Source organism: Pseudomonas sp. AN-B15 (assembly GCF_019056475.1).
Classification (GTDB): Bacteria; Pseudomonadota; Gammaproteobacteria; order Pseudomonadales; family Pseudomonadaceae; genus Aquipseudomonas; species Aquipseudomonas parakoreensis.
On the sequence record NZ_CP049737.1, the window covers coordinates 4,977,531 to 5,002,694 of the forward strand.

The following is a 25,164-nucleotide window of genomic DNA, read 5'->3' on the forward strand; positions in this document are numbered from 1 at the left end:
TTGCCATGCACACCTTACCGATTACCAACACGCTGGAACGCCGCAAGGCCTTCCAGAGCTTCCTCGGAGTCAGCCCGGCGCTGGTCGCCATCGGCCTGTTTCTGCTGGTGCCGATCCTGATCGTCATCGGCTATTCGCTGATGGAAGCCAACCCCTACGGCGGGGTCAATAAAGTCTTCAGCAGCGATGCCTACACCTCGTTGCTGTTCGAACGGCAGATGGACGACAGCCTGGCGTTCGCCGACTCCTACCTGATCATCGCCTTGCGCTCGGTCGGCATTGCCGGGCTGACCACACTCATCACGCTGTTGATCGGCTTCCCGGTCGCGGTGTGGCTGGCGATGCAACCGGCGCATCGGCGTGGCCTGCTGATTTTCCTGATCACCGTGCCGTTCTGGGCCAACCTGCTGATCCGCACCTACGCGTGGATTCTGCTGCTGCGCAACACCGGGGTGATCAACAACAGTCTGCTGGGCATGGGCGTCATCCATGAACCGTTGCAGCTGTTGTACACCGACGGCGCGGTGCTACTGGGGCTGGTTTATACCTACGCGCCGTTCGTGGTGCTGCCGATCTACGCCACGCTGGAAAAGATGGATATCCGCCTGCTCGAAGCGGCGCAGGATCTGTACGCCGGCCGCGTGCGCACCTTGCGCAAAGTGGTGTTGCCGATCGCCAAACCGGGAATTCTCGCTGGCGCCATCCTCACGTTCGTGCCGTGCCTGGGCGCGATGATCGCCCCGGAACTGCTCGGTGGCGGCACGCGGATGATGCTCGGCAACCTGATTTTCCGGCAGTTCAGCGATGCACGTAACTGGCCTTTCGGCGCCGCGCTGTCGCTGGTGCTGATGGCCGCCGTGATGCTGGTCTTGACCGTGTATGCCCTGCGCGCCGAGCGCCAGCGCATCGCTAAAGGAGGTGCGTGATGCTCGCGCCATTCAAACGCAAAGGGCTGGGCGTGCAGGACTTCCCCGGTTTCGGCGGCTTCAGTTTCCTGTTCTATCTGTACCTGTACGCGCCGATCGTGGTGCTGGTGGTGTTCTCGTTCAACGCCAACCAGTCGGCAACGGTGTGGACCGGCTTCAGCCTCGACTGGTATCGCGCCGCGTTCGCCAATCAGGCCTTGCGCCAGGCTGCCGGCAACAGCCTGTTGATCGCGGTCTGCGCGAGCATGATCGCCACGGCGATTGCCACCCTCGCCGCCCTCGGCACCTCACGCGGCGCCAAGTTCAAAGGGCTGCAACTGTCGATGGGCGCGATCATGTTGCCGCTGGTGCTGCCGGAAATTGTCGTCGGTGTGGCGACCCTGGCGCTGTTCTCCACCATCGGCCTGTCGCTGGGCTACGGCAACCTGATCATCGCCCATACGGTGTTCTGCATTCCGTTCGCCTACCTGCCGATCCGTGCGCGTCTCAACGACATGGACCTGTCGCTGGAGCAAGCCTCGGCCGACCTGTATGCCGGCCCGTGGCGGACCTTCCGCAAGGTGACCTTGCCGCTGCTGATGCCGGGAATTTTCTCCGGGCTGATGCTGGCCTTCATCGTCTCGCTGGATAACTTCGTGATCTCGATGATGGTCGCCCAGGCCGGTACGACAACGCTGCCGATCTTCATCTTCGGCCTGTTGCGCATGGGCGTGACACCCGACGTCAACGCCGTGTCGACCCTGATCCTCGGCGTCTCGGTGCTGTTTGTGAGCCTCTCTTACCTGCTGGGCAAAAAGAACGCCTGAACCTTCCAAGAACTGTGGGGAAATAGCATGAGCAAGTGGATAAAAAGCGTCAGCACTGCGTTGTTCCTGACTGTGCCGCTGGCGATGGCCGGCAGCGTTCAGGCTGCGGAAAAACTCAACGTGGTGAGCTGGAGCGGCTACTTCTCGCCGGAGATTCTTGCCAAGTTCCAGAAGCAGACCGGTATCGAAGTCACCGTCGATTCCTACGACTCCAACGAGACCCTGCTGGCCAAACTGAAACAGGGCGGCGCCGGTTACGACGTGGCGATTCCTTCGCACCAGTTCATCCCGATCCTGATCAAGGAAAACCTGTTGGAGCGCTTCGACCCGGTCAAGGAGCCGTACTACGCCAGCGTTGTGGATAACCTGAAAAAACCGAGTTGGGACCCGGAGGGCGCGTACTCGGTGCCATTCATCTGGGGCACCACCAGCGTGGTCCTCGACACCGCGCGCTATAAAGGCCCGACTGACAGCTACAAGGTTTTGTACGAGCCTCCAGCCGAGTTGCAGGGACGGATCAACATGTTCGACTCGACCAGCGAAATGGTCGACATGGCCAGCCTCTATCTGAATGTGCCGCTGTGCAGTGAAGACCCGAAACAGATGCAACAGGTGCTGACGCTGCTCAAGGCGCAGAAGCCGTTCGTAAAGACTTACAGCTCCAAGGCCGGCTCGATCCGCGAAAACCTCGCCTCGGGTGAAATCGACATGTCGATGTTCTGGGGCGGCTCATCGATGCGCGCCCGCGAGATGAAACCGAGCCTGAAATACCTGTACCCGAAAGAAGGCGTACTGGCCTGGGTCGACAACATGGTCATCCCCACCGGCAGCAAGAACCCGGCGAATGCCAAGGCGTTCATCGCCTTCCTCAGCCAGCCGGAAAACGCGGCGATGACCCAGAACTTCCTCAAACACCAGAGCCCGATCAAAGGCGTCGAACCGTTCCTCGATGCGACGCTCAAGGATGCGCCGGAATTGCACATTCCCGAGGGCACCCACGTAGTGTTCAGCAAGACCTGCGGCGAAGGCGCGATCCGCCTCGCTGACCGTCTCTGGACCAACCTGATGCGTTGACTCCTGCCGCCTCGGCATGACGCCGGGGCGTTTCTTCAGCCGTCTGAAAGGCGCCGTTGTCATGAACTCCAATAACATCAGCGAACTGGTCCTTTTACAGGCCCACGCCCTCGCCGACCGCATCCGCCTGCGCCAAGTGTCCTGCCGCGAAGTGATGCAGACTTATCTTGCCCATATCGAACGCTTCAACCCGCAGGTCAACGCGCTGATCAGCCTGCAGGCACCGGATGTTCTGCTGGCCCAGGCCGATGCGCGCGACGCCGAACTGGCCCGTGGCGAATACCGTGGCTGGATGCACGGCCTGCCCCACGCGATCAAGGATCTGTCGCTGACCCAAGGCATCCGCACCACACTCGGCTCACCGTTGTTCAAGGACTTTATCCCCGAGCGCGACGGCATCATGGTCGAGCGGATCAAGGCCGCCGGTGCGATCATCATCGGCAAGACCAACACCCCGGAATTCGGCCTCGGTTCGCAGAGCTATAACACGCTGTTCGGTGCTACCGGCTGCGCTTATGACCCGAGCAAAACCGCCGGTGGCAGCAGCGGCGGCGCAGCAGCGGCGCTGGCGATGCATCTGGTGCCGGTGGCCGATGGCAGCGACATGATGGGGTCGCTGCGCAACCCGGCGGCGTTCAACAATATCTTTGGTTTCCGCCCGTCTCAGGGCCGCGTGCCGTTTGATGACAGTGCCGATCTGTTTTTCGATCAACTTGGCTATGAAGGACCGATGGCCCGCAGCGTGCGCGATGCGGCGTTGCTGCTGTCGGTGCAGGCTGGGGGCGATGCGCGGGCGCCGTTGTCCATCGCTGAATCCGGAGAGGTCTTTGCAGCGCCGCTGGAGCGTGATTTGAAGGGCACGCGATTGGGGTGGCTGGGAGACTTCAACGGTTATCTGCCAATGGAAAACGGCGTTCTGTCGCTGTGCGAGAGGACCTTTGCCGACTTTGAAAGCCTTGGCTGCCACGTTGAATCCGTTCAGCCGGGGTTCGCGCCTGAGCGGTTGTGGAGCAGTTGGCGGACGTTGCGGCACTGGATGGTCGCGGGGTCGCTGGGCGCAACTTATGCTGATCCACAGAAACGCGAGCTGCTGAAACCGGAAGCCTGTTGGGAAGTGGAAAACGGTCTGAAGCTTTCGGCGAGCGAAGTGTTCGCCGCGTCGGTGGTGCGCAGCGATTGGTATCGGGCGATTTCCCGGTTGTTCGAACGCTTCGATTACCTGCTGCTGCCCAGTGCACAGCTCTTCCCGTTCGATAAAACCCAGCCTTGGCCGACGTCTATCGAGGGCGTGAGCATGGACACGTATCACCGCTGGATGGAGGTGGTGATCCCCGGCACGCTGTCGGGTTGCCCGGTGGCGAGCGTTCAGGCCGGCTTCAATGCGCAGGGGCTGCCGATGGGGCTGCAGATCATCGGCCGGCACCAGGCCGACTTCGCGGTTCTGCAACTGGCGCACGCCTATGAACAGGCCAGCCGCTGGTTCGAACGTTGTCCTTCGCCGCTGCTTGGCCTGTGATTTTGATAAACGGTTGAAAGCGTAGAAAAAATTTTTAAATTTACGCTTGACGCTTTTCCATTTCAGGGGAATAATGCGCGCCACTTGGCTACATAGCTCAGTTGGTTAGAGCATAGCATTCATAATGCTGGGGTCCGGGGTTCAAGTCCCTGTGTAGCCACCAAGTACTAAAAACGGCTTACCGAAAGGTAGGCCGTTTTTTTATGCCTCAAGAAAAGTCCGATGTTGCGATGAGGGGATTTCTCCCCTCATCTGGTTTTCAGCTTGCCAGTGCTGTCAGTCCTTTCGCCCAGATCTGCCGAGTGCGCAACCCGACCATCGCACGCCAGTCCGGATCGGCCGGATAAAACTGCTCCAGCAGATTCAACTTGATCGCCCGCCCCGTCGCATCCAGCGGATCACCATGCAGGTGCAGCCATTGGTCATCGCGCAAATAACGATGCACCTCCGGCCCCGGATACGTTCCGCACTCAATCACGAACGGCATCAGTTGCACACCCGGTAATGCGTTGAGCAACGCCTGCGAGGTGTAGCCGGTCGCCGTCGCTGCGACACCGGTTTCGCTCAACGTTTGCGCGCCGGTGTGCAAGGTGTAAAGCCACGGGCCGTAGATCGATTGCGCTTGCACCAGCGCCGGGTAAGGCGCTTGGGTGATGGTCAGCAACATCGGATGGCCGTACTCGCCAGCACCGGTGTGCAGGTCGAAGCACATCACGGTTTCCGCACCGGTCAAATGCGCGTCGATAATCTGATGCAAGGTGCGATTCGACCAGCTCGGTGCGCGGCCGCCATAGAACAGGCCATCGGGATGACTGTGCTGACCGCCCTCGACAATCGACATCACCGCCGGCCAGCCGTGTTCGGCAATCTCTGCGTCGAGCAAGGCATCGGCCTGCGCGCGCTGCGGTCCGTGCAAATCGGTGCAGGCGTATATCTCGTGCAGCGTGGCGTAGGCGCGGTTATCCGGCAACGGGGCGGTGAAATCCAGATGATTGCGGTTGAGGTCGATGTTGTCTTCGTTGACCCGGCGCAGCCACGCGGTGCCCCATGGGTTGATCAAGTGGATCATCACAACCGCGACATCCTTGGGCAGCGAGCCGGGAACGAAAGCTTGCAACCAGTCGATCTGGCAATCCGAACCGTAATAGCCCTCAACTCCGTGAGTGCCGCTGAGTGCCACCAAACGACGTTTGGCCTGCGGATCACCGAGCACAGCGACGTCGGTGCTCAAGGGTTCGCCGAAGGGGCCGCAACGCGGATGGGCGTACGAGGTGAGCGTGGCTCCGGCAGTTTGGGCGGCGGTCAGAAACTGTTCGCGCTGATCACGGTAACTGGACTCGGTGGGAAACTCGCTGTGCATGTCGGCCTCTTGTTGGTTTTGTAGGTGTGGGAGCGAGCTTGCTCGCGAAGGCGATTGCGCATTCAACATTTTGATTGCCTGACACGCCACATTCGCGAGCAAGCTCGCTCCCACAAGGGCTTTGTTTCAGTTCGATCAATTTGGCATTGACCCTAGCGAACATCCGCCCCGAAAAGAAAGGCAAAAATGCCCGGCGGTTTGCGTCGCGACCGGCCGGTCGATAAAGTCCGTCAGACCTTTTACCCCACGGACGGAGAGCCCCACGTGTTCCCAGCCCTGCCCCTGAGCCGCTTTCGCCTGCCTGCCCTGACGCTGATCATCAGCGCCCTGACCCTCACCGCGTGCAACGCCCCGCCTTCCTCGACCTTGCCGCTGGCACCGGAAGCCGCTTCCGGTTACCGCACCGACCTGCAGACTCGCCACGCCAGTCAACACATGGCCGCAGCCGCCAACCCGCTGGCCGCCGAGGCCGGGCGCGAGATGCTGCGCAAGGGCGGTTCGGCCATCGACGCGGCGATTGCCATGCAAGCCGTGCTGACCCTGGTCGAGCCGCAATCCTCCGGGATCGGTGGCGGCGCGATGATCGTGTTGTGGGACGGCAAACAGGTGCGCACCTACGACGGTCGCGAAACCGCCCCGGCGGGTGCCACAGAGAAGCTGTTCCTGCAGGCCGACGGCAAACCGATGCCGTTCCCGCAGGCGCAGATTGGCGGGCGCTCGGTGGGCACGCCGGGCGTGTTGCGTGCACTGGAAATGGCGCACAAGCAACACGGCCGGCTGCCGTGGGCCACGCTGTTCGAACCGGCGATCAAACTCGCCGAGCAAGGCTTCGTGATTTCGCCGCGCCTGCATTCGCTCTTGGCGTCCGACCCGGTGATCGGTAAATCGCCGGACATGGCCGCCTACTTCCTCAACCGCGACGGCAGCGTCAAAGCCGTTGGCACGCGCCTGCAGAATCCGGCACTGGCCGCCGTGCTCACGCGCATCGCCCACGAAGGTCCGGACGCGCTGTACAAAGGCTCGATCGCCGAAGAGATCGTCGCCAAGGTGCAGGGCCACGCTAACCCCGGCAGCTTGTCGCTGAATGATTTGCAAGGCTACAAGGCCAAAGAGCGCGCTCCGCTGTGCACCGACTATAAACGCTGGCAGGTCTGCGGCATGCCGCCGCCGTCGTCGGGCGGGATCGCCGTGGCGCAGATTCTCGGTACCCTGCAAGCGCTGGAAAGCCGCGATCCACGCCTGTCGCTGACGCCGCTCAAACCCGTGAAAACCAACAAACCGGCCGGTATCGAACCCAATCCACAAGCCGTGCACCTGATCGCCGAAGCCGAACGCCTGGCCTATGCCGACCGCGCGCAATACGTGGCCGACACCGACTTCGTCCCGGTACCGGTCAAAGGTCTGGTAGATCCGGGTTATCTGGCCAGCCGCGCCAGCCTGATCGCCGAACGCAGCATGGGCAGCGCCAAACCCGGCACGCCGCCGGGCGTACAGGTGGCCTACGCGCCGGATCGCTCACCGTTGCGTATCTCCACCTCGCAAGTGGTGGCGGTGGATGACCTCGGTGGCGCGGTATCGATGACCACCACCATCGAAGCGGCGTTCGGCTCGCACCTGATGGTGCAGGGCTTTTTGCTGAACAACCAGATGACCGATTTCTCGTTCATCCCCGAAGAGAACGGGCAGAAAGTCGCCAACCGCGTCGAACCCGGCAAACGCCCGCGCTCGTCGATGGCGCCAACATTGATCTTTGATCGCGACAGCGGCGAGTTCTTCGCCAGCGTCGGCTCGCCGGGCGGCTCGCAGATCATCGAATACGTGGCCAAGACCACCGTCGGCCTGCTCGACTGGAACCTCGACCCGCAAAGCGCGATCAGCCTGCCCAACTTCGGCAGCCGCAATGGCCCGACCGAACTGGAACAAGGCCAGTTCAACCCTGCGTTGATTCAGGCGTTGAAAGACAAGGGCCACACAGTCAATGAAATCGACATGACCAGCGGCACCCAGGCCATCGTGCGGGTCAAGGATGCGCAGGGTAAAGCGTCGTTGGCGGGTGGTGCGGATCCGCGGCGTGAAGGGGAAGCGTTGGGAGATTGAGGCTACGCATGGAAAACAAAAGGCTTACTGCGAGGTAAGCCTTTTTTATGCCTGATAAATTGTGCTCATCTGCCGCAAAAGGCTCGCGAATCAAACCGGCAGGGTTTTACCGTCCACCGCATCGCCAATCGTCAGGAAATGCCCGCCGGCCACGTGGTGCAGCGTGCGCAAGCCGTCGTGCCCGTCGAAGTGCCAGCGGCCGTCGCTGAACACCCGTTCATCGGCCTGAGCGGCGATGACTTCGGCGAGGAACAGGTCGTACTGCTCGTGATTGCGCGGTTCGGGCAGCAAGCGGCATTCGAGCCAGGCCACGCAGCCTTCAAGCAACGGCGCCTCGACAGTTTCACCGGTGAAGGTTTGCAAGCCGTAAGCCTGAAACTTGTCCAGCCCCTGACTCTGCTGGATCTCCAGCCCCGAGGTATTGCCGACGGTTTGCACGATGTCAGCCTGATTGACACACGGCACGTTGAGCACAAAAGTGCCGGACGCTTCGAGCAACTGCCGGGTCCAGGTGGACTTGTCGAGGACGACGGCCACTTTCGGCGGTTCGAAATCCAGTGGCATTGCCCAAGCGGCGGCCATAATGTTGCGCTGGCCGTCATGAGCGGCGCTGACCAGCACGGTCGGCCCGTGATTGAGCAGACGGTAGGCTTTGTTCAGGGGCACCGGGCGGCGGTGGGAGGCGCTCATGGGGATCTGCTCCGGGAAAAAGGAACAGATTGTAGCGCCAGCCGCTGGTGAAAACCTGTAGGAGCTGCGGCACGCTGCGATCTTTTGATCTTGATGTTGATCCTTGAAATCAACATCAAAAGATCGCAGCCTCGTTGCACTCGGCAGCTCCTACAGGTATTGGCGGGGGAATCAGTTAGAGAGTTGATTGGCAAACTGCCCGACCGCATCCACCACTTTCTGCGCGCCGTCCTGAATCTCGACGATCACCGTGCCCGCCTCCGCCGCCAGCGCCAGGCCTTGTTCTGCCTGCAGCTTGCCATCGGTCATCAAGGCCACGGCGTTACGGGCCATCTCCTGGTTCTGCCGCACCACGCCGACGATCTCTTCGGTCGCCTGACTGGTGCGCGAAGCCAGTTGTCGGACTTCGTCGGCCACCACCGCAAAGCCCCGGCCCTGCTCGCCGGCGCGGGCCGCTTCGATGGCCGCGTTGAGCGCCAGCAGGTTGGTCTGTTCGGCAATGCCGCTGATGGTTTTGACGATAGTCCCGATCACCTGCGACTGCTCGTTCAGTGCCTCGATGCCCTCACCGGCCGCCTGCATGTGGCGCGACAGATCACGCATCACATTCACCGCCTCGGTGACCACCGTGGTGCCACGTTGCGCGGTGCTGTCGGTTTGCTGCGAAGTGCTGTAGGCAATGCTGGCCGCGTCGGCAACCGCTTGTTCACGGTTGACCTGATCGGTGATCACCGTGGCGAATTTCACTACCTTGTACAGTTTGTTGTTGGCATCGACCACCGGGTTGTAGGACGCCTCCAGCCACACCGTACGACCGTGGCTGTCGACCCGTTTGAAACGGTCGGCGACAAATTCGCCATTGTTCAGGCGACGCCAGAAATTCTGGTACTCGGCGCTGTTGTACTCCTCAGGCGTGCAGAACATCCGATGATGTTTGCCTTTGATCTGCGCCAGGCTGTAACCCATGCCCTGCAGAAAACGCTCGTTGGCATTGAGCACATTGCCGTTGAGGTCGAATTCGATCACCGCTGTCGAGCGCACCAGGGCGCCGATCAGGTTTTCGTGTTCGCGAGAGGCTTCGATGGTGCGGGTCAGGTCGCTGGAAAAGATCGAGAAATGCTTGATCCGCCCGTCCGAAGCGCGCACCGGCTGCACGATCGAGCGCAGCCAGGCTTCTTCGCCATTGCCGCGCAGCAGGCGCACTGCACCAGCGAAATGTTCGCCACGGGTCAGGGCAGCCTTGAAACGATGGTGAAAGTCATCGGCCTTCACGTGCGCCGGAACGATGTCTTCAATGGCGCGCCCCACCAGGTCCTGGCTCTTGTAGAGCATCTCGCCGAGGAAGTTGTGGTTGACCGACTGAATCCGGCCATCGGGTTCCAGGGTCAGCACCAGCATCTCGCTTTCCAGGCTTTCCTTCACCTGCAGCAGGCTGGAGAGTTCTTCACGAAGAGTGGCCAGCTCTTGCTTGAGGCGTTTGTTGAACATGGGCAGATACCGATGGAAAGAAAGCGGGATGCAGACTAGCCATCGGCCTTGAATTTCTTTTCTGAAGAGCGCTTGAGACCCGTCGGTCAAAAATAGTTCACGGGCGTGCGATCAGACAGTTCCGGCCACCTGGCATTGCCCTGTACGTTGCATTCGCGAGCCGAAATACAGCGCACTCAACAGCCCCACCACGCCCATCACCGCACAGAACATCACGCAGATCCACGGGCTCCACGGCATCAGACCGATCAGCAACAACGGTGTGATGCTCGCCCACGCGGCGTAGGCAATGTTGTAGGTGAAGGAGATGCCCGACACGCGAATTCGCGCCGGGAACAACCCGACCATCACCGACGGCACCGCACCCACCACACCGCAGGCCAGACCGGCGATGGCGTATGCCAGCCCGATCCAGTGACCGCCCATGATCAAGCAGCTGTAAAGCACGCCGATTCCCAAGGGCAGCAGCAGGCTATAGAGCATGACGGTGCGCCAGGCCCCCAGACGGTCGACCAGCAGCCCGGCGATCACACAGCCGATGTTGAGGAAGACAATGCCCAGCGCACTGAGGGCGAAGGTATGGCTGGCGGTCATGCCGAAGGTTTTCTGCATCATGGTCGGCGTAATGACCACGAACACCACCACGGCCGAGGTCAGCACGCAGGTCAGCAGCATGGCCGGCAACATCGCCAGTCGATGCTCGCGCAGCACCGTACGCAGCGGCAGTTCGACCCGCGCTTCACGCTGCGCCTCCATGGCCATGAACACCGGGGTTTCGCTCAACCAACGGCGCAGGTACACACCGATCACGCCGAACACGCCACCGAGCAGGAATGGATAACGCCAGGCGTAATCGAGGATTTCCGCCGGGCTGAACACTTGTGCAAGGAAAGTCGCGGTCAGTGCACCAATCAAGTAACCGAAGGTCAGCCCGGCCTGCAAAAAGCCCAGCGCGTATCCGCGATGTCCGGCAGGCGCGTGCTCGGCGACGAACACCCAGGCACTCGGCACCTCCCCTCCAACCGCTGCGCCTTGCAGGATGCGCAGTGCCAGCAACAGCAGCGGCGCGAAATAACCGATCTGGGCATAAGTCGGCATGATCCCGATCAGCAGGCACGGCAGCGCCATCATCAGGATACTCAGGCTGAAGACCTTTTTCCGGCCCAGGCGATCGGCGAAATGCGCCATCAGGATCCCGCCCAGCGGACGCGCCAGATACCCGGTAACAAAGATCCCGAAGCTTTGCAGCAGACGCAGCCATTCGGGCATTTCCGGCGGGAAGAACAACTGGCTGAGGGTCAGGGCGAAGAACACGAAAATGATGAAATCGTAGATCTCCAGCGCCCCACCAAGGGCCGCAAGGCCGAGGGTCTTGTAATCGGAACGGCTGAACGGCGCCGGTCGGGCTGGGGATTGGGCAGTCATGGCAAAGCACTCTGGCAGGCAAAAAACCAAGGCGCTCATGGTCTACGCAAATCCGCCCGGGGACAACCCGTTAGACCATGGTCACGGTTTGGCAGAACCTGCTCACAAAATGGCGGCGGTTGATTTACTGTTGAGGCTTGTCTGGCGGGACACATCTGAATCAGGTCTACCTCTGTGGCGAGGGAACTTGCTCCCTCGCCACAGGGTTGTCGGGTTTGAATGTCCCAAGGACCACAATAACCATAAAAATCCGAGGTACTCCCTGTGGCCGTTGATATCGAAGATAGCCGCTCCGCGCGCTTTGCCTTGCGCTGTTCAAACTTTGCCGAACGCTGGTTCCCCGACTCCTGGGTGTTCGCCGCGTTGGCCGTAATCATTGTCGCGCTGGCCACGTTGGCCATGGGCGCGAAACCCACCGATGCCGCGATGGCCTTCGGTGACGGGTTCTGGAGCCTGATTCCGTTCACCATGCAAATGGCCTTCGTGGTGATTGGCGGCTACGTGGTCGCCAGTTCGCCGCCGGCGGTCAAACTGATCGACAAACTGGCGCGCATCCCGAAAAACGGCCGCTCCGCCGTGGCCTGGGTCGCGCTGATATCGATGGTCGCCTCGCTGTTGAACTGGGGTCTGTCGCTGGTGTTCGGCGGTTTGCTGGTGCGCGCCCTCGCCCGCCGCACCGATCTGAAAATGGATTACCGCGCGGCCGGTGCGGCGGCGTATCTGGGCCTCGGTGCGGTCTGGGCCCTGGGCCTGTCATCATCGGCGGCGCAATTGCAGGCCAACCCGGCCAGCCTGCCGCCGGCGATCCTGTCGATCACCGGGGTGATTCCGTTCACGCAGACCATCTTCCTCTGGCAATCCGGCGCCATGCTGCTGGCATTGATCGTGATTTCGATCATCGTCGCCTACGCCACCGCGCCCGGCCCGAACTCTGCGCGCGACGCCAAGGATTGCGGCATCGACCCGGCGTTCAATCTGCCACCGCTGCAACCGCGCACCCGGCCCGGGGAATGGCTGGAGCACAGTCCACTGCTGATCATTCTGCTGGTATTGCTGGCGGCCGGCTGGCTGTTCCACGAGTTCTCGACCAAACCGGCGATCACCGCGATTTCCGGGCTCAACACCTATAATTTCCTGTTCATCATGCTCGGCGCGCTGCTGCACTGGCGCCCGCGCAGCTTCCTCGATGCGGTGGCCCGCGCGGTGCCGACCACCACTGGCGTGCTGATCCAGTTCCCGCTGTACGGCTCGATTGCTGCGCTGCTGACCACGGTCAAAGGTGCCGATGCGCAGACGCTGGCGCATCACATCTCGACCTTTTTTGTCAGCATCGCGTCCCACGACACCTACGCGCTGTTGATGGGCGTGTACTCGGCGATTCTCGGTTTCTTCATCCCGTCCGGCGGCGGCAAGTGGATCATCGAAGCGCCGTACGTGATGCAAGTGGCCAACGATCTGCAATACCACCTCGGCTGGGCGGTACAGATCTACAACGCCGCTGAAGCGCTGCCGAACCTGATCAACCCGTTCTACATGCTGCCGCTGCTGGGTGTGCTCGGCTTGAAGGCGCGGGACCTGATCGGCTTCTCGTTCGTGCAATTGCTGGTGCACACGCCGCTGGTGCTGTTCCTGCTGTGGGCGCTGGGGACGACATTGACGTATACGCCGCCGGTAATGCCATAGATTGACGAGATAGCACCTGCCTCAGGGCAGGTGCTATCAATGTTACTCGGAGGGCAAGACTCTCAATAGCTCAGGCAGGGCAACCTGAACTGTTTCCCAAACGACATCCAGATTGATGTCGAAATAACCATGAGCGATCCGGTTACGCATCCCGCGCATGCTGCGCCAGGGAGTTTGAGTGTTCTGAGCCGCGAACTCCGGAAACCGGTCCATTATTTTGGTTGCCGCTTCGCCAATAATGACCAGGCTCATGATGACCGCTTGTTGCGTCCGTTTGTCGTCGACGAACTCTTCCTTGCTCAGACCTTCGACGAAGACCAGCGCATCGCTTGCAGCTTGACGCATATGCTCAAGGTAATCGCCAAGCCGGTTCGCGATCATACGGGACGGGCCTGTTCAAGTACCTGCTGACGAAACTTCAGCGGAAGATCTCCTGGGGTCAACAGGTCGACGGTAACGCCCAGCAAATCTTCGAGCTCAACCTGAAGCCCGCCGAGATCAAACAAGGTGGTACCGGGCAATGGATCGACCAACAGATCAAGGTCACTGCCCTCCATATCGGTACCTAGCAGCGTCGAGCCAAACACACGCGGATTGGCCACACGGAATCTGCCGACAACCTCACGAACGGCAGCTCGTTGCAGATCAAGAGCAATGGAAGGCTTCATGGTTCACTCAGGCCAGTTTCGCTATTGCAGCAGTCTAGCAGTGCGAAGGGGTCGTAGACACCGCACGATTTTGTAACCCAACCGTCACATTCCCTTGCTAGCGTCCGCCCGAAACAAACTGAAACAATTAAGCAAAACGGGCTGACAGATGAAAGACGAAACAGACAGCACTGACGCACCTGAATCCGACACCCTCACCGACACCAGTCGCCGCCGCTTCCTCGGTGGAGTTGCCGTCCTCGGTGTGGGCGCGACGTTGGCCGGTTGCGGTAACGCCAGCAACCCGCCGGGCAAACCGGCCGAGCGCCCGCTGACGTCAGCCGAGCTGGACAAGGCCCTGCGCGATCAAGTGAAAACCGTGGTGGTGATCTATGCCGAAAACCGCAGCTTCAACAACCTGTTCGGTGATTTCCCCGGTGTCGAGAAGCCGCTGTCTGCGCTCAAACCTGCCGATTACCAGCAACGTGATCGCGACGGCAGTCTGTTGCAGACACTGCCGCCCGTCTGGGGCGGCGTGTTGCAGATCGGCCCGCAAACCCTCGATGGCGTGACCTACCCCGCCGCCGTGCAGTTTCAGGAAAACCTGCCCAACGCACCGTTCGCCCTCAAAGGCCCGAACGGTGAAGACCTGCCATTCGGTCTGGTCACCCGCGATTTGTGGCACGTGTTCTATCAGAACCAGATGCAGATCAATGGCGGCAAGAACGATGGCTTTGTTGCCTGGGCTGATTCCGGCGGGCTGACCATGGGCCATTACGCTCAGAGCCGTTATTCCCTGCGTCTGTGGGACGTGGCTCAGGAATTCGTGCTGTGCGATAACTTCTTCCAGGGCGCATTCGGTGGCTCGTTCCTCAACCACCAATACCTGATCAGCGCCACCGCGCCGTTCTATCCGGACGCGGCCAATTCGGTGGCCAAGTCGCAGATCGCCGCGCTGCAAAGCGCCGACCCGGCCGATCCGCGCCTCAAGCCGCTGGAGGCATCGCCAGCCAGCGCCATGAGCGGCCCGCCGCAGTTCGGCCCGAGTGCGCTCACGCCGGACGGCTACGGTGTCAACACCCTTGCCCCGCCGTACTGGCCAACATGGATTCGCGACCCGGAGCGTCCGGCGTACTCCAAACCGGATCTGCCCAACGTGCTGGTGCCGCAGACCCACGAGCACATCGGCGACAAGCTGTCGAAGAAGAATGTCGATTGGGCCTGGTACGCCGGCGCGTGGCAGGCGACGCTGGATCAATACAAGGATTCCGGCGGGATTCCGAAGATCCCCAACTTTCAATATCACCACCAGCCGTTCAACTATTTCCAACAACAAGGCCCGGAAAACCCGCAGGAGCGCAGCAAACGCCTGCGCGATGCCGGGCTGGGGGATGAGTCAAGCACCAACAAATTCTTCGCCGACGCCGAGGCCGGCAAGTTGCCGGCGGTCACGTTCTACAAACCACAAGGCAACCTGAACATGCATGCCGGTTATGCCGACGTGGCTTCCGGCGACCGGCACATCGTCCGCGCCCTCAAAGTGCTGCGCGAAAGCCCGCAATGGAAAAACATGGTGGTGATTGTCACCGTCGATGAAAACGGCGGCTGGTGGGATCACGTGGCACCGCCCAAGGGCGATCGCTGGGGGCCGGGATCGCGGGTGCCGGCGCTGGTGGTGTCGCCGTTCGCCCGCAAAGGCACGGTGGATCACACGGTCTACGACACGGCGTCGATCCTGCGCCTGATCACCCGGGTGTTCCAACTGGAAACCCTCGACGGCCTCAAGCAGCGCGATGAAGCAATGATTGCCCGTGGCCAGAAACCCATGGGCGATCTGAGCAACGCCCTGCATTTTCAGGCGTGAGCCGAGCGCGGCGAGCTGACGAAAAATCCGCGAATGACAGCTTCACTGTGCAACACGGCTGATCCAATATGAAGCGCCCCAAACTCCGGGGAACCCACGCTGAAAAGGATCTGAGCATGTTCAAACTCGCAGGATTTACCCCCGCCGCGCTGACACTCGCCGCGCTCACATTGAGCGCGGCGGCCCACGCCGATGTCGATCTGAAGCTGGGCAGCACCGAGCGCGTCACTCGCCTTTTTGCCTACCCCAACAACTGCAGCGTGATCTGCTATCGCAACTGGACGCGGGAGCAGACCGTCGCGCATTACCTGAGCCAGAGCGTGCAACGCGATGGCTATAGCAATGCGAAGGTGTTGGTGAAGAACGATAACGGGCAGATTTACGTTGAGATCAGTGGCGTACCGAAAGGCTACGACAAGCCGCTGTCGGCGCTGCTCGACGCCGGTGATCTGGCCTATACCGGCGCCAGCAAGCTCAATGCCGATGGCAAATGGGCGTACAACTGGTACCTCTTCCTGCCGCTGGGCATGGCCCTGGAAAACCGCAAGAGCGTCGAGCTGCTGCACTTCCCGCCGGATTACTCGCTGACCCAGGCCCAGGATTACCTGCGCTCGAACACCACGGATCGCTGGGCCACGCTGTTGACCGCCAACGGCATTCCGGCCGACCAGACGCCGGCCTATCAGACCATCATCGACATCGCCCCCATCGCGGCGCCGTCCAATGCCGGCAGTGACCTGGAAGGTGTCTACGACTACTTCAAGGATTATCAGACCACGCTGGTCAAGCAGTTCAGCCAGACCAGCGCCGGCACCACCCTGCCGATGGTCGCGTTCGGCGCACCGGTGCGTAACTGGATCAAGCAGCAATATGGCCCGACCGTCGCCGTACTGGGGCTGGCGACCATCAGCCCGAGTGCGGGGGTGAACGTGCCGGTGCTGGGTTCGAACCATCCGAGCTACATCTGGTACGCCGCCGATCCGGCCAGCTACGACGGTGATGAAGCGAAAGCCGATGCCGCCGGCTTGAAGGTCATGGGGCAGGACTTGAGCGCGGCCTGCTGGCAGGCCGGGATGGGCAGCAAGCCCGGCACCGATGCGAAAACCCTGCTCAACAGCTGTACGCAAACCTGGCAAGTGACGCAAAAGGGCAAGACCTGCGAGTTGTTCTACACCTCGATCCGCAACTTGACCCCGGCCGAAGCTGCTGCCAAGTGCTCGACCACGCCGATCAAGGCACAACTGCAACAGCTTCAGGGCGAAATGCCGGCCACCGCCGTTCCCGCGCCACACCTCTGATGGGCTGAAAGCCTTCCCGTGTCAGTCGATGCTGACACGGGAAGCAGTCGATCACGCCTGTCAGATCTGACAGTAGACGCTTTGACGTATACGCGAGAGGATTGGATCCAAACATGTTGCAGCGCTGACAGGACGTCAGACCAGGGAAGTCGCAACTTTTGCCGACAGGGATCGTTATGAACAATCAGGCTCATCAGCATCACATCCCCCGCGACGCACCCGGTATCTATCCGTTTGCCGGATTGCCCGTGCGCCTGGGTTTCCCATCCAGCGAGGATTTCGAAATCGTTAAGCAAGACGATGGCCGCGCGTCGGTGGTAGCGCGCCGGGCGTTCCTGCGGATCACCCGGATGTGTCGGGTGTCCGGGCAATTGCTGCCCTATCGCTGCCGCCAGACTCGCCAGCTACTGGTCGGCATCCATCTCTACGATCCGCGTTTTTGCGGATTGCTCGAACATGCCTGCGACCCGAATGCGTTCCTCGACATGAGCGAATTGTGGTTATGGGCGCTGCGCGATATTCAGCCGGGAGACCACCTGACCATCGACTTCGCGGCCACCGAAGACCGTTTGCTGCAACAGTTCGCCTGTACTTGCGGCTCGCCGCGCTGCCGTGGGTGGATCACCGGTTACGATGAACCACCCACGATCGAGGGTCAGCACTTTTTGCAGCGCTGGCGACATCCAGACTGAATTACAACGCTCCGACCGGACGCAGACGGTACTGCGGCGGCAGTTGCTCGAAGCCGCTGATGGTGGTGTTCAGGCTTTTCCAGCGACCGTCCTTGATGCCGTAGATGCAACCGTGAATCGACAGGCTCTGGCCGCGATGCCAGGCGTTCTGGATGATGCTGGTATGGGCGACGTTGGCCACTTGCTGGATAACGTTCAGCTCGCAGAGGCGGTCGACCTGTTCTTCCTCGGTCGGCAGCTTGGCCAGTTCTTCACGTTTTTCGTAGTACAGGTCACGGATCGAGCGCAGCCAGCCATCAATCAGGCCGAACTGGCGATCCTGCATCGAGGCACGCACGCCGCCACAGCCATAGTGGCCGGTCACGAGAATGTGTTTGACCTTGAGCACGTCGACCGCGTACTGGATCACCGACAGGCAGTTGAGGTCGGTGTGCAGCACGACGTTGGCAACATTGCGGTGTACGAACAGATCGCCCGGCAGCATGCCGACGATCTCGTTGGCCGGCACTCGCGCGTCGGAGCAGCCGATCCACAGATATTCCGGGGTCTGCTGGCGCGCCAGTTTGGCGAAGAACTCCGGATCTTCCTTGGTGATCGCGTCAGCCCAGCGCTCGTTGTTATCAATCAGGTCTTGTAAGTCGTGCATGGTTAAGGCCTCAAGAAAGATGCGCAGGTATGACAGACGACCACCCGTCGGGGTCACGCAAGGGTCGCAAGTGTTTTCGTTGGAATTCCTGGGTGTGCGGTGAGTCCACCTAGTAAGGCCCACAGTATGAGGATTTGCCATGACTGATTCACGACGACCGTACGATGCGGTGCAACCGGAACCGATCGATGATAACGAGGACCGCATGGGCTCGGTGCATGAACTGGATTTTGATGAAGAAGAACCCAGCGCGAAAATCGGTGACGAGATTCCGGAACGTGAACGCGAGCAGTTGATGCCCAATGAGCGAGTGCGTGAGGCCGGGTTCACCGGCGCATCGACCGCTGACCATGAACCCACCGATGATGACCTGAGCCCGGAAACGCTGATTCATGAAGATGGCGCCCGGGATGCCGAGGAAGCTGGCGAAGGCAATCAGGCGGATTGGGATCTGAGCATTGTCGACGAAGATGACATCGGCGGCGGCAATGGTCTGGATGAGGCGGAGCTGGCGCAGCGCGATCCGCTGGATGGCAACCGCTAGTCACCGCCATCATGCAATCCCCTGTAGGAGCTGCCACAGGCTGCGATCTTTTGATCTTGCTTCTAAAAACAAAATCAAAAGATTGCAGCCTTCGGCAGCGCCTACAGGTATTCAGTCGACCAACGTGCAGGCCATGACCACGGCGTCTTCACGCCCGCCCACCGCCGGATAATAATCCCGGCGCCGGCCAATTTCGTTGAAGCCATAGCGCTCATACAGCTTGAACGCTGCGGTATTGCTGTCACGCACTTCCAGAAAGCATTCCCGAGCGTCAGCCTTGTAGGCAATCGACATCAGATGCTCCAGCAGCGTCAGCCCCAGCCCTCGCCCCTGATTCTCCGGTTTGACCGTGATGTTGAGCAGGTGCGCCTCATCCAGAATGATCTGCACCACGCCATGGCCGACTTGCTGCTGGCCTTCGAACATCAGCCAGATCTGATACTTACCCAGCCCGTCGAGAAAAATCCCGCGCGTCCAGGGATGGCTGTACGCCGCGTATTCGATCTTCAACACCGCGTCCAGATCCGCCTCGGTCATCGGGCGGAACAATACAGCTTCACTCATTCGATGGTTTCCAGCGCGCCATCAGCCGACGCATGGCTTGCCACACAGCGGCTTTGCGCTGTGGCTCTTCCATTAACAATTCCAGACCGGGAATGGCCCAGGCCAGGCCCAGGCCTTCGATCTGCAACTCACTGTTGAACGCTTCAGCGTCCGCTTCACCGGCAAAGCGCACCGCCGGCAGGCCAATCAACCACAGGCAGGCGCAAGGTGCCGCTTCCATCTGTACCGAGAGGAAACCCTGAACAAAGTCGCGCGCCGCTTCCGGACCTTGATCCATGGTTCCGCGGTTCAGCCATGGCCAGCGCACCGGCTCTCCGACAATTTGTGGCGCATCCGGCAGTCCGGCGGCGCGCAGCATGTCCTTGAGCAACAGATAGGCCGGATCGCGGCTCTGGAACGCTTCGCCGGTGGGTAACTCCACCAGCAGCAGGCAAGCCCCGGCGCGCAGCAATTGCAGGGCGAAACGCGGGGGCGGCACCGGCGCGGGTCTGGCGACAACTGGCGCCTCCTCGACCTCTTCCACCGGTTTGGCGCCGTTGCGGGTACTGGCGAGCGACGGGCGCGGCACTTCGATCTTCGGCCGTTCGACCGGACGGGCGGCAGGCTGCGCCGGAGCCTCGGCCTGCACTACCGGCATCACCGCGACCTCTGGCTCAGGCTCGGGCATGTCCAGCAGCTCGGGCCGCGACGGGGCGGCGAAAGGCAATTCGGTGCGCGGCAGCCAGTTGACCACCTGCATGGCGTTCAAATAGGCGCGGCGGCGGGACTCGATAAGCAAAGGGTCGGCCACTTGTGGATAACTGAAGTGGGCTGATTCTACAGCCCTTCGTTCAAGATCGCTTGCTGTTGATCGATAGCCTTTACCTGGGCTCGCTCCCTTAGAAAATGCGACAGCCCGTCCCGAGAGTGAATCGCATCCCTCCTGATGCAGTACAATCGCGGCTTTTAATCGCCAACCAGCCGGCCATTCCGATGATCGAACCCAAGCGCGTCTTGCGCGCCCTCGCTGAACACTGGGCACTTCTTGAGCCACTGTGCGAGCACTTCGACCAAGGCACCCTGAGCCTCAACGAACTGCGCACGCAACTGGCCGCCCAACAACTGGACAGCACGCCGCAGGACATCACCAGCCTGCTCGACGTGTGGATTCGCCTCGACATTCTGGTCCCCGTGGCGAAAAGCCCGAACCGTTTCGAGCTCAATGCGCAAATTCACGACTTCCTTGCCTACCTGCGCCGGGAACACCGGCTGGGCCTGTGCCTGGAAATCGAAGCCTATCTGCGCCACCTCGAACGGCTGGCCGGCTACATTCAGGACGCGTTCGATGTGCGCGACGGCAACGACCTCGCCCGTCAGCTGCGTTTGCTCGACATGCGCGTACGCGACGTGCTGAAGAAACTCGACAACGACGAACAGGCGCTGGTGGCCGTCGCCGAACGGGCCAAGACCAGCGACCGGCAGATTCCGCTGCGTCAGCGTTATGCCGAAGTGTTGGCGACCTGGGACGAATACGTCGAGCCGATGATCGATCTGGTGAACGCGGACGGCGCCTTCGAACAAGGTGTGCGCAAGGTCGAAACCGTGCTGCTGAAAATGCTCAGCGAACAGCAGCGCCTCGGCCATCTGGTCGATGACGACATGCTGCTGCGCACCCACGCGCGCATCCTCGAAATGCAGACCAGTGCCCAGCTGACCCTGCGTCATGCCCGCGAACTGCTGCTGCCGCTGCGGGAAGAAGCGCGCCGACACAACGCCGTGACCCGTGGCGCCGCGCTGGCACTGGCGGCGATCCGTCGCAAAGGTATCGATGCGGTGCCGCAAGCGGCGATGCCGCTGTTCACCCGGCCGCAAAGCACCTTCCTCGGCAGCGCCAGTCAGGTCGAGGCCTACGTCTACGCCCTGGCGCGTTTCGAGCCGAAACCGGCGCGGTTCCCCAAAGCCCACAAGACCCAGAAATCCGGCGACGCCCCGCGTGCACCGCGCACCGTGCGCGAGATGGTCGAGCGTTGCGAAGAGTCCCTGCCAATGCCGGATTTGATGACCTGGCTGCTGGAACAGGAACCGGACGGCGCCACCGACGAATTGCTCTACTGGTTCTCGCGCCTGTCGCGGGAAAAACGCTTCACCCGCGAGCGTCTGGAACGCCGCGAATACCACACTCACGAGCATCAGGTCAGCCTGCGCTCCTTCGCCCTGCTCTCGGCCCGCGACCCTGCCGCCGCCGAGGATTCTGCGAGCATCCCCAATGCATCTTGATCTATCCGAACTGTCCCAACTGGCGCCGATCTTCCGCGAGCTGTTCAAGGGCTACCACGTCAGCCGCCGCGACCCGGAACTGTACGCGCAACTGTCGAACTTCCAGGATCAATACCGCACGCTGTTCAAGGCGCTGGGGTTCGAGCTGGTCTGCGACACCCGTGGCTTCTACTACTTCGTGCCGGACATGGCCGCTGCGGCGGTGAACAAGACCGCCCAGCGCCTGGCGCTGTTCACCTTCATCCTCGTCGAGCATCTGGCCGATCAGGGCCGCGACCCGATCGCCGTGCTCGACGGCGGCAGCCTCGGCCGTGAAGAGCTGCCGTCGTTGCTGGATAAATACCGCGACCTGTTCATCCAGGCCGAAGTTCAGACCGTTGAAGAGCTGGAAGAAAAAATCATGCGCCGCATGACCCAGCTCGGTTTCGCCAGCGAAGAAAACGGCGTGTACCGTTTCCTGCCGCCGATGCACCGTTTCCTCGACGTGTGCCTGTCGGTGCAGCAGGACCGCGATCTGGCGGCCAGCGTGCACAGCGTGCTGCCACTGCCGGCACCGGTGCTGATCGACGAGGAAGCCGAAGCCAGATTCCTCGAAACCGACGATCCGCTTGATCTGTCCGAATTCGAAGAAGAAAGCGAAGAAGACGCACTGGCCCGCGCCATTGCCGAAGAACAGGAGTCCGACGCATGAGCCAGGAACGCTACGGCATTCGCCGCTTTGCCCTTTTGAACACCGCCGGTTACAGCCTCGGCCTGTTCCCGCTGGAAGAACCGCTATCGGTTTACGGCGCGAACAACCTCGGCAAGTCCGCCTCGATCAACGCCTTGCAGTTCCCGATTCTGGCGCGCATGTCGGACATGAGTTTCGGCAAGTACAGCCTGGAACAATCGCGGCGCTTCTACTTCGCCTCCGACACCAGTTACATCCTCGTCGAAGTCAATCTGCCTCACGGCCCGCACGTGATCGGCGTGGTCGGTCGCGGCCCGGGCGGTGGTTTCGGTCACCAGTTCTTCGCTTACGCCGGCAAGCTCGACCTGGCGCATTACCAGAAAAACGATACCTGCCTGCGGCAGAAAGAGCTGTTCAGCAACCTTGAGAAAGAAGGCCTGAAAGCCTACGAACTCAAGCCTGATGAATTGCGTCGTATGCTGGTGGGCGGGCACACCTCGATCCCGCTGGACCTGACGCTGATTCCGCTGCGCTCCACCAGCGAGCAGAGCCTGAAGACCTTCCGCGCGCTGTTCATCAACCTGCTGCACATGCGCGAAATCACTGCGGCCAAGTTGAAGCAACTGTTCCTCGATGCCTTCGAGCACAGCCTGCGTTCCGGCAGCGTCGATTACATTGCTGCGTGCGAAGAAGCCTTCCGCGATGTGCGCCGGATGGAGCAGGACTACAACTCGCTGGTCGCCGCCGGCCCATTGGTCGAGGCCTTGGCCAACGGCGTGAAACAGCGCGACGTGTTGCGCGGCAAACTGCATCGTCTGTCGCCGCTGCTCGACTCGTTGCTCGGCACCTGGTCGGACTACGCCAATGCACGCAAGGAAGAACTGACGATTCAGGCCGAACACTACCGTCGCGAGCAGGACGATCTGCAAAACGACCAGCGTGGCGGCACGCAGGAGCTGATGCGTCTGGAGCGGGAAATCTCCGGTATCCAGCGCTGGCTCGGCGAGTTGTCGGTGCTGAAGAACCGCTTTGCGCTGGTCGATGACGTCAAAGTGCTGGAGCAACAACTGCTCGCAGCCAAGGACGCTCACGACGAACTGGCCGGTGCGCTGGCCCAGTCCCGGCAGTTCAGCGCCGAGGATCTGGAAGAACGTCTGCGCGATCTGGAAAAGCGTCTGAAGTCGGTGAAGCAGCAACTCGATCACGCCGACAACAACAGCTACGCCCGCCTGCGTGAAGAATTCTCGCAGCAGGACGTCGAGCGCCTGATGCGCCTGTTCAACAGCGCGCTGTTCAGCCTGCCGCTGGGCGAGCACGGCATCACCCTCGACGACGATGGCGAGTGGGTCAAATCGGTCGAGCTGATCCTCGATGGCTTCAAGGGCGAGCGTTTCGAAGTGCCGGGGCTGTCGATCGACATCTCGCACATCGAGCCGCCGGCTCTGCAAGCGCTGGCCGACCGCGCCGCGCTGCGTGACCAGAAAGAGCGTCTGGAAAAAGAGCTCAAGCAGCTCAAGACTCAGCAAGCCGTGGCCGCCGACCGCGCCGCTAGCAAGACCCAGACCGAAGCGCTGTACCAGCAAGTGCTGGATGCGCAGAAAGCCCTGGAAGATTTCCGTCGTACTCAAACGCTGAGCGCCGAAGAGGGCGACAAGCTCGAGCAACTGGCGCAGATGGAAGCGGCGCAGGACGAACTCAAGCGCTCCAGCGACGCGTTCACCGAGCGCGTCCAGCAACTCTCGGCCAAGCTGCAACTGGTCGGCCGGCAGATCGCCGACATGGAAGCCAAGCAACGTACCCTCGACGATGCCCTGCGCCGCCGTCAGCTGCTGCCGGCGGATCTGCCATTCGGTACGCCGTTCATGGATCCGGTCGACGATTCGATGGACAACCTGCTGCCGCTGCTCAATGACTATCAGGACAGCTGGCAGGGTCTGCTGCGCGCCGACGGACAGATCGAAGCGCTGTACGCGCAAGTGCGTCTGAAAGGCGTGGCCAAGTTTGACAGCGAAGACGACATGGAGCGCCGTCTGTCGTTGCTGATCAACGCTTACGCGCACCGCACCGACGAAGCCCTGACATTGGGCAAAGCGCGGCGTGCGGCGGTCACCGACATCGCCCGGACCCTGCGCAACATTCGCAGCGACTACGACAGCCTTGAGCACCAACTGGCGCTGTTCAACCGCGAGATCAACAAGCGTCAGGTGTCCAACCTGCAGAGTTTCCGCATTGTCTTGGCGCCGAACAAGGAAGCGCTCAAGCACATCGACCAGATCATCCACAGCGCCGGTCAGTACGAAGAAGGCGAAACCCTGTCGGTGTTCGATCTGAGCCAAAGCGCGGAGCAGGACAACAAGAACGAAGAGGCCAAGGAATACCTGGCACGGCTGGTGGCGGCGAACCACAACCAGCTCGGCCTCAAGGACTTGTTCGAACTGGCGTTCGAGATCACCAAGGTCAATGGTCAGCCGGTGATCCACACCGACATCGACGGCGCGGCCTCCAACGGCACCACCATGACCATCAAGGCGCTGACCAACATGTACTTGTTGCTGCACCTGATGGATCGCGACCTGGCCGGTCGCGTGCGCCTGCCGTACTACCTCGATGAGGCGGCAGACATCGATGAGAAGAACCAGGCCGCATTGCTGGAAACCAGCCTGCAATTGGGCTTCGTGCCGATTCTGGCGAGTGTGAAGCCGCAGGTCTGCGCCAGTGTCGCCATCGACCTGGAAGGCGGCAGCGGCCCGGCGGGGATCTACATCGATGAGGCGGACTGGAAGTACATCCGCCGGCATGATGTGGTGAAGGCCACCGTCAACGTGCAAGCCGATGAGCCAGAGCTGGATGAGGTTTGACCGGCTTTAGCTGAAAACCAAAAAGGGCCGCGATCTGTTGGGATCGCGGCCCTTTTTTAT

22 protein-coding genes and 1 tRNA gene are annotated in these 25,164 nt (G+C 61.2%); 14 read left to right on the plus strand and 9 right to left on the minus strand.

The annotated features are described in order from the left end of the window. Positions 1–5: 5 nt before the first annotated feature. The 5 genes from GTQ41_RS22490 to GTQ41_RS22510 all read left to right on the plus strand — a co-directional run bounded on the left by GTQ41_RS22490 (position 6) and on the right by GTQ41_RS22510 (position 4,485). Positions 6–926 (plus strand): ABC transporter permease, encoded by a 921-nt coding sequence (locus GTQ41_RS22490; RefSeq protein WP_047296522.1) that lies wholly within the window; start codon positions 6–8, stop codon positions 924–926. Further along, positions 926–1,732: an ABC transporter permease gene (locus GTQ41_RS22495; RefSeq protein WP_047296524.1), complete on the plus strand. Its 807-nt coding sequence runs from the start codon at positions 926–928 to the stop codon at positions 1,730–1,732. Before GTQ41_RS22490 ends, GTQ41_RS22495 begins: the two co-directional genes overlap by 1 nt. A gap of 27 nt (positions 1,733–1,759) precedes the next feature. Beyond that, complete coding sequence (locus tag GTQ41_RS22500) at positions 1,760–2,806, plus strand: extracellular solute-binding protein (RefSeq protein WP_047296526.1); 1,047 nt, start codon at positions 1,760–1,762, stop codon at positions 2,804–2,806. A 61-nt stretch (positions 2,807–2,867) separates the two neighbouring features. Next, positions 2,868–4,322, plus strand: coding sequence for an amidase (locus tag GTQ41_RS22505; RefSeq protein WP_047296563.1), 1,455 nt, complete (start codon positions 2,868–2,870; stop codon positions 4,320–4,322). Positions 4,323–4,408: 86 nt separating this feature from the next. Then, positions 4,409–4,485, plus strand: a tRNA-Met gene (locus GTQ41_RS22510). 96 nt (positions 4,486–4,581) lie between these two features. On the opposite strand, the gene GTQ41_RS22515 is transcribed toward GTQ41_RS22510, so the two are convergent. Then, positions 4,582–5,682, minus strand: coding sequence for a DUF2817 domain-containing protein (locus GTQ41_RS22515; RefSeq protein ID WP_047296528.1), 1,101 nt, complete (start codon positions 5,680–5,682; stop codon positions 4,582–4,584). A gap of 264 nt (positions 5,683–5,946) precedes the next feature. Here GTQ41_RS22515 and ggt point away from each other — a divergent pair, with 264 nt between their 5' ends. Further along, positions 5,947–7,779, plus strand: coding sequence for a gamma-glutamyltransferase (gene ggt / locus GTQ41_RS22520; protein ID WP_047296565.1), 1,833 nt, complete (start codon positions 5,947–5,949; stop codon positions 7,777–7,779). A 90-nt stretch (positions 7,780–7,869) separates the two neighbouring features. Here the strand turns inward: ggt and GTQ41_RS22525 are convergent, their stop codons facing one another. The 3 genes from GTQ41_RS22525 to GTQ41_RS22535 form a co-directional block, all read right to left on the minus strand. Next, on the minus strand, positions 7,870–8,469 hold the full coding sequence (locus GTQ41_RS22525) for a flavin reductase family protein (RefSeq protein WP_047296529.1): 600 nt from the start codon (positions 8,467–8,469) through the stop codon (positions 7,870–7,872). A gap of 171 nt (positions 8,470–8,640) precedes the next feature. After that, positions 8,641–9,957 (minus strand): PAS domain-containing methyl-accepting chemotaxis protein, encoded by a 1,317-nt coding sequence (locus GTQ41_RS22530; RefSeq protein ID WP_047296532.1) that lies wholly within the window; start codon positions 9,955–9,957, stop codon positions 8,641–8,643. A gap of 111 nt (positions 9,958–10,068) precedes the next feature. After that, the gene (locus GTQ41_RS22535) at positions 10,069–11,382 is read right to left on the minus strand and encodes an MFS transporter (protein ID WP_047296534.1); all 1,314 of its coding nucleotides are present in this window, start codon (positions 11,380–11,382) and stop codon (positions 10,069–10,071) included. Positions 11,383–11,646: 264 nt separating this feature from the next. Between GTQ41_RS22535 and GTQ41_RS22540 the strand changes: the two genes are divergently transcribed. Further along, positions 11,647–13,065 carry a short-chain fatty acid transporter gene (locus tag GTQ41_RS22540; RefSeq protein ID WP_217325360.1) on the plus strand — a complete coding sequence of 473 codons (1,419 nt, stop codon included), beginning with the start codon at positions 11,647–11,649 and terminating at the stop codon, positions 13,063–13,065. Positions 13,066–13,107: 42 nt separating this feature from the next. Here GTQ41_RS22540 and GTQ41_RS22545 read toward each other — a convergent pair whose 3' ends face one another. Together GTQ41_RS22545 and GTQ41_RS22550 are read right to left on the minus strand one after the other, a co-directional pair. Beyond that, positions 13,108–13,446, minus strand: a complete 339-nt coding sequence (locus tag GTQ41_RS22545; protein ID WP_047296538.1) for a DUF86 domain-containing protein — start codon at positions 13,444–13,446, stop codon at positions 13,108–13,110. Next, positions 13,443–13,733, minus strand: a complete 291-nt coding sequence (locus GTQ41_RS22550) for a nucleotidyltransferase family protein (protein ID WP_041074825.1) — start codon at positions 13,731–13,733, stop codon at positions 13,443–13,445. The genes GTQ41_RS22545 and GTQ41_RS22550 overlap by 4 nt, the downstream gene beginning before the upstream one ends. A 148-nt stretch (positions 13,734–13,881) precedes the next feature. Here GTQ41_RS22550 and GTQ41_RS22555 point away from each other — a divergent pair, with 148 nt between their 5' ends. The 3 genes from GTQ41_RS22555 (at position 13,882) to GTQ41_RS22565 (ending at position 17,566) form a co-directional block, all read left to right on the plus strand. Next, positions 13,882–15,576: an acid phosphatase gene (locus tag GTQ41_RS22555; RefSeq protein ID WP_047296540.1), complete on the plus strand. Its 1,695-nt coding sequence runs from the start codon at positions 13,882–13,884 to the stop codon at positions 15,574–15,576. 116 nt (positions 15,577–15,692) lie between these two features. After that, positions 15,693–16,874: a hypothetical protein gene (locus GTQ41_RS22560; RefSeq protein WP_047296542.1), complete on the plus strand. Its 1,182-nt coding sequence runs from the start codon at positions 15,693–15,695 to the stop codon at positions 16,872–16,874. Positions 16,875–17,050: 176 nt separating this feature from the next. Continuing rightward, positions 17,051–17,566 carry an SET domain-containing protein-lysine N-methyltransferase gene (locus GTQ41_RS22565; RefSeq protein WP_047296544.1) on the plus strand — a complete coding sequence of 172 codons (516 nt, stop codon included), beginning with the start codon at positions 17,051–17,053 and terminating at the stop codon, positions 17,564–17,566. Position 17,567: 1 nt separating this feature from the next. Here GTQ41_RS22565 and can read toward each other — a convergent pair whose 3' ends face one another. Further along, the gene (gene can / locus GTQ41_RS22570) at positions 17,568–18,212 is read right to left on the minus strand and encodes a carbonate dehydratase (protein WP_041074817.1); all 645 of its coding nucleotides are present in this window, start codon (positions 18,210–18,212) and stop codon (positions 17,568–17,570) included. Between the two features lie 139 nt (positions 18,213–18,351). Between can and GTQ41_RS22575 the strand changes: the two genes are divergently transcribed. Further along, positions 18,352–18,756 carry a hypothetical protein gene (locus tag GTQ41_RS22575; protein ID WP_047296546.1) on the plus strand — a complete coding sequence of 135 codons (405 nt, stop codon included), beginning with the start codon at positions 18,352–18,354 and terminating at the stop codon, positions 18,754–18,756. 111 nt (positions 18,757–18,867) lie between these two features. On the opposite strand, the gene rimI is transcribed toward GTQ41_RS22575, so the two are convergent. Both rimI and GTQ41_RS22585 read right to left on the minus strand, forming a co-directional pair. Continuing rightward, entirely contained in the window at positions 18,868–19,320 is a 453-nt protein-coding gene (gene rimI, locus GTQ41_RS22580) for a ribosomal protein S18-alanine N-acetyltransferase (protein WP_047296547.1), read from the minus strand. Continuing rightward, positions 19,313–20,059: a hypothetical protein gene (locus GTQ41_RS22585; RefSeq protein ID WP_047296549.1), complete on the minus strand. Its 747-nt coding sequence runs from the start codon at positions 20,057–20,059 to the stop codon at positions 19,313–19,315. The genes rimI and GTQ41_RS22585 overlap by 8 nt, the downstream gene beginning before the upstream one ends. Before the next feature lie 233 nt (positions 20,060–20,292). Between GTQ41_RS22585 and mksB the strand changes: the two genes are divergently transcribed. The 3 genes from mksB to mksF are packed head-to-tail and all read left to right on the plus strand — an operon-like array spanning position 20,293 to position 25,104. Beyond that, complete coding sequence (mksB, locus tag GTQ41_RS22590; RefSeq protein WP_047296550.1) at positions 20,293–21,576, plus strand: Mks condensin complex protein MksB; 1,284 nt, start codon at positions 20,293–20,295, stop codon at positions 21,574–21,576. Next, positions 21,566–22,267 (plus strand): Mks condensin complex protein MksE, encoded by a 702-nt coding sequence (gene mksE, locus GTQ41_RS22595; protein ID WP_047296552.1) that lies wholly within the window; start codon positions 21,566–21,568, stop codon positions 22,265–22,267. Before mksB ends, mksE begins: the two co-directional genes overlap by 11 nt. After that, complete coding sequence (mksF, locus tag GTQ41_RS22600) at positions 22,264–25,104, plus strand: Mks condensin complex protein MksF (RefSeq protein ID WP_217325361.1); 2,841 nt, start codon at positions 22,264–22,266, stop codon at positions 25,102–25,104. Before mksE ends, mksF begins: the two co-directional genes overlap by 4 nt. Positions 25,105–25,164 lie beyond the last annotated feature (60 nt).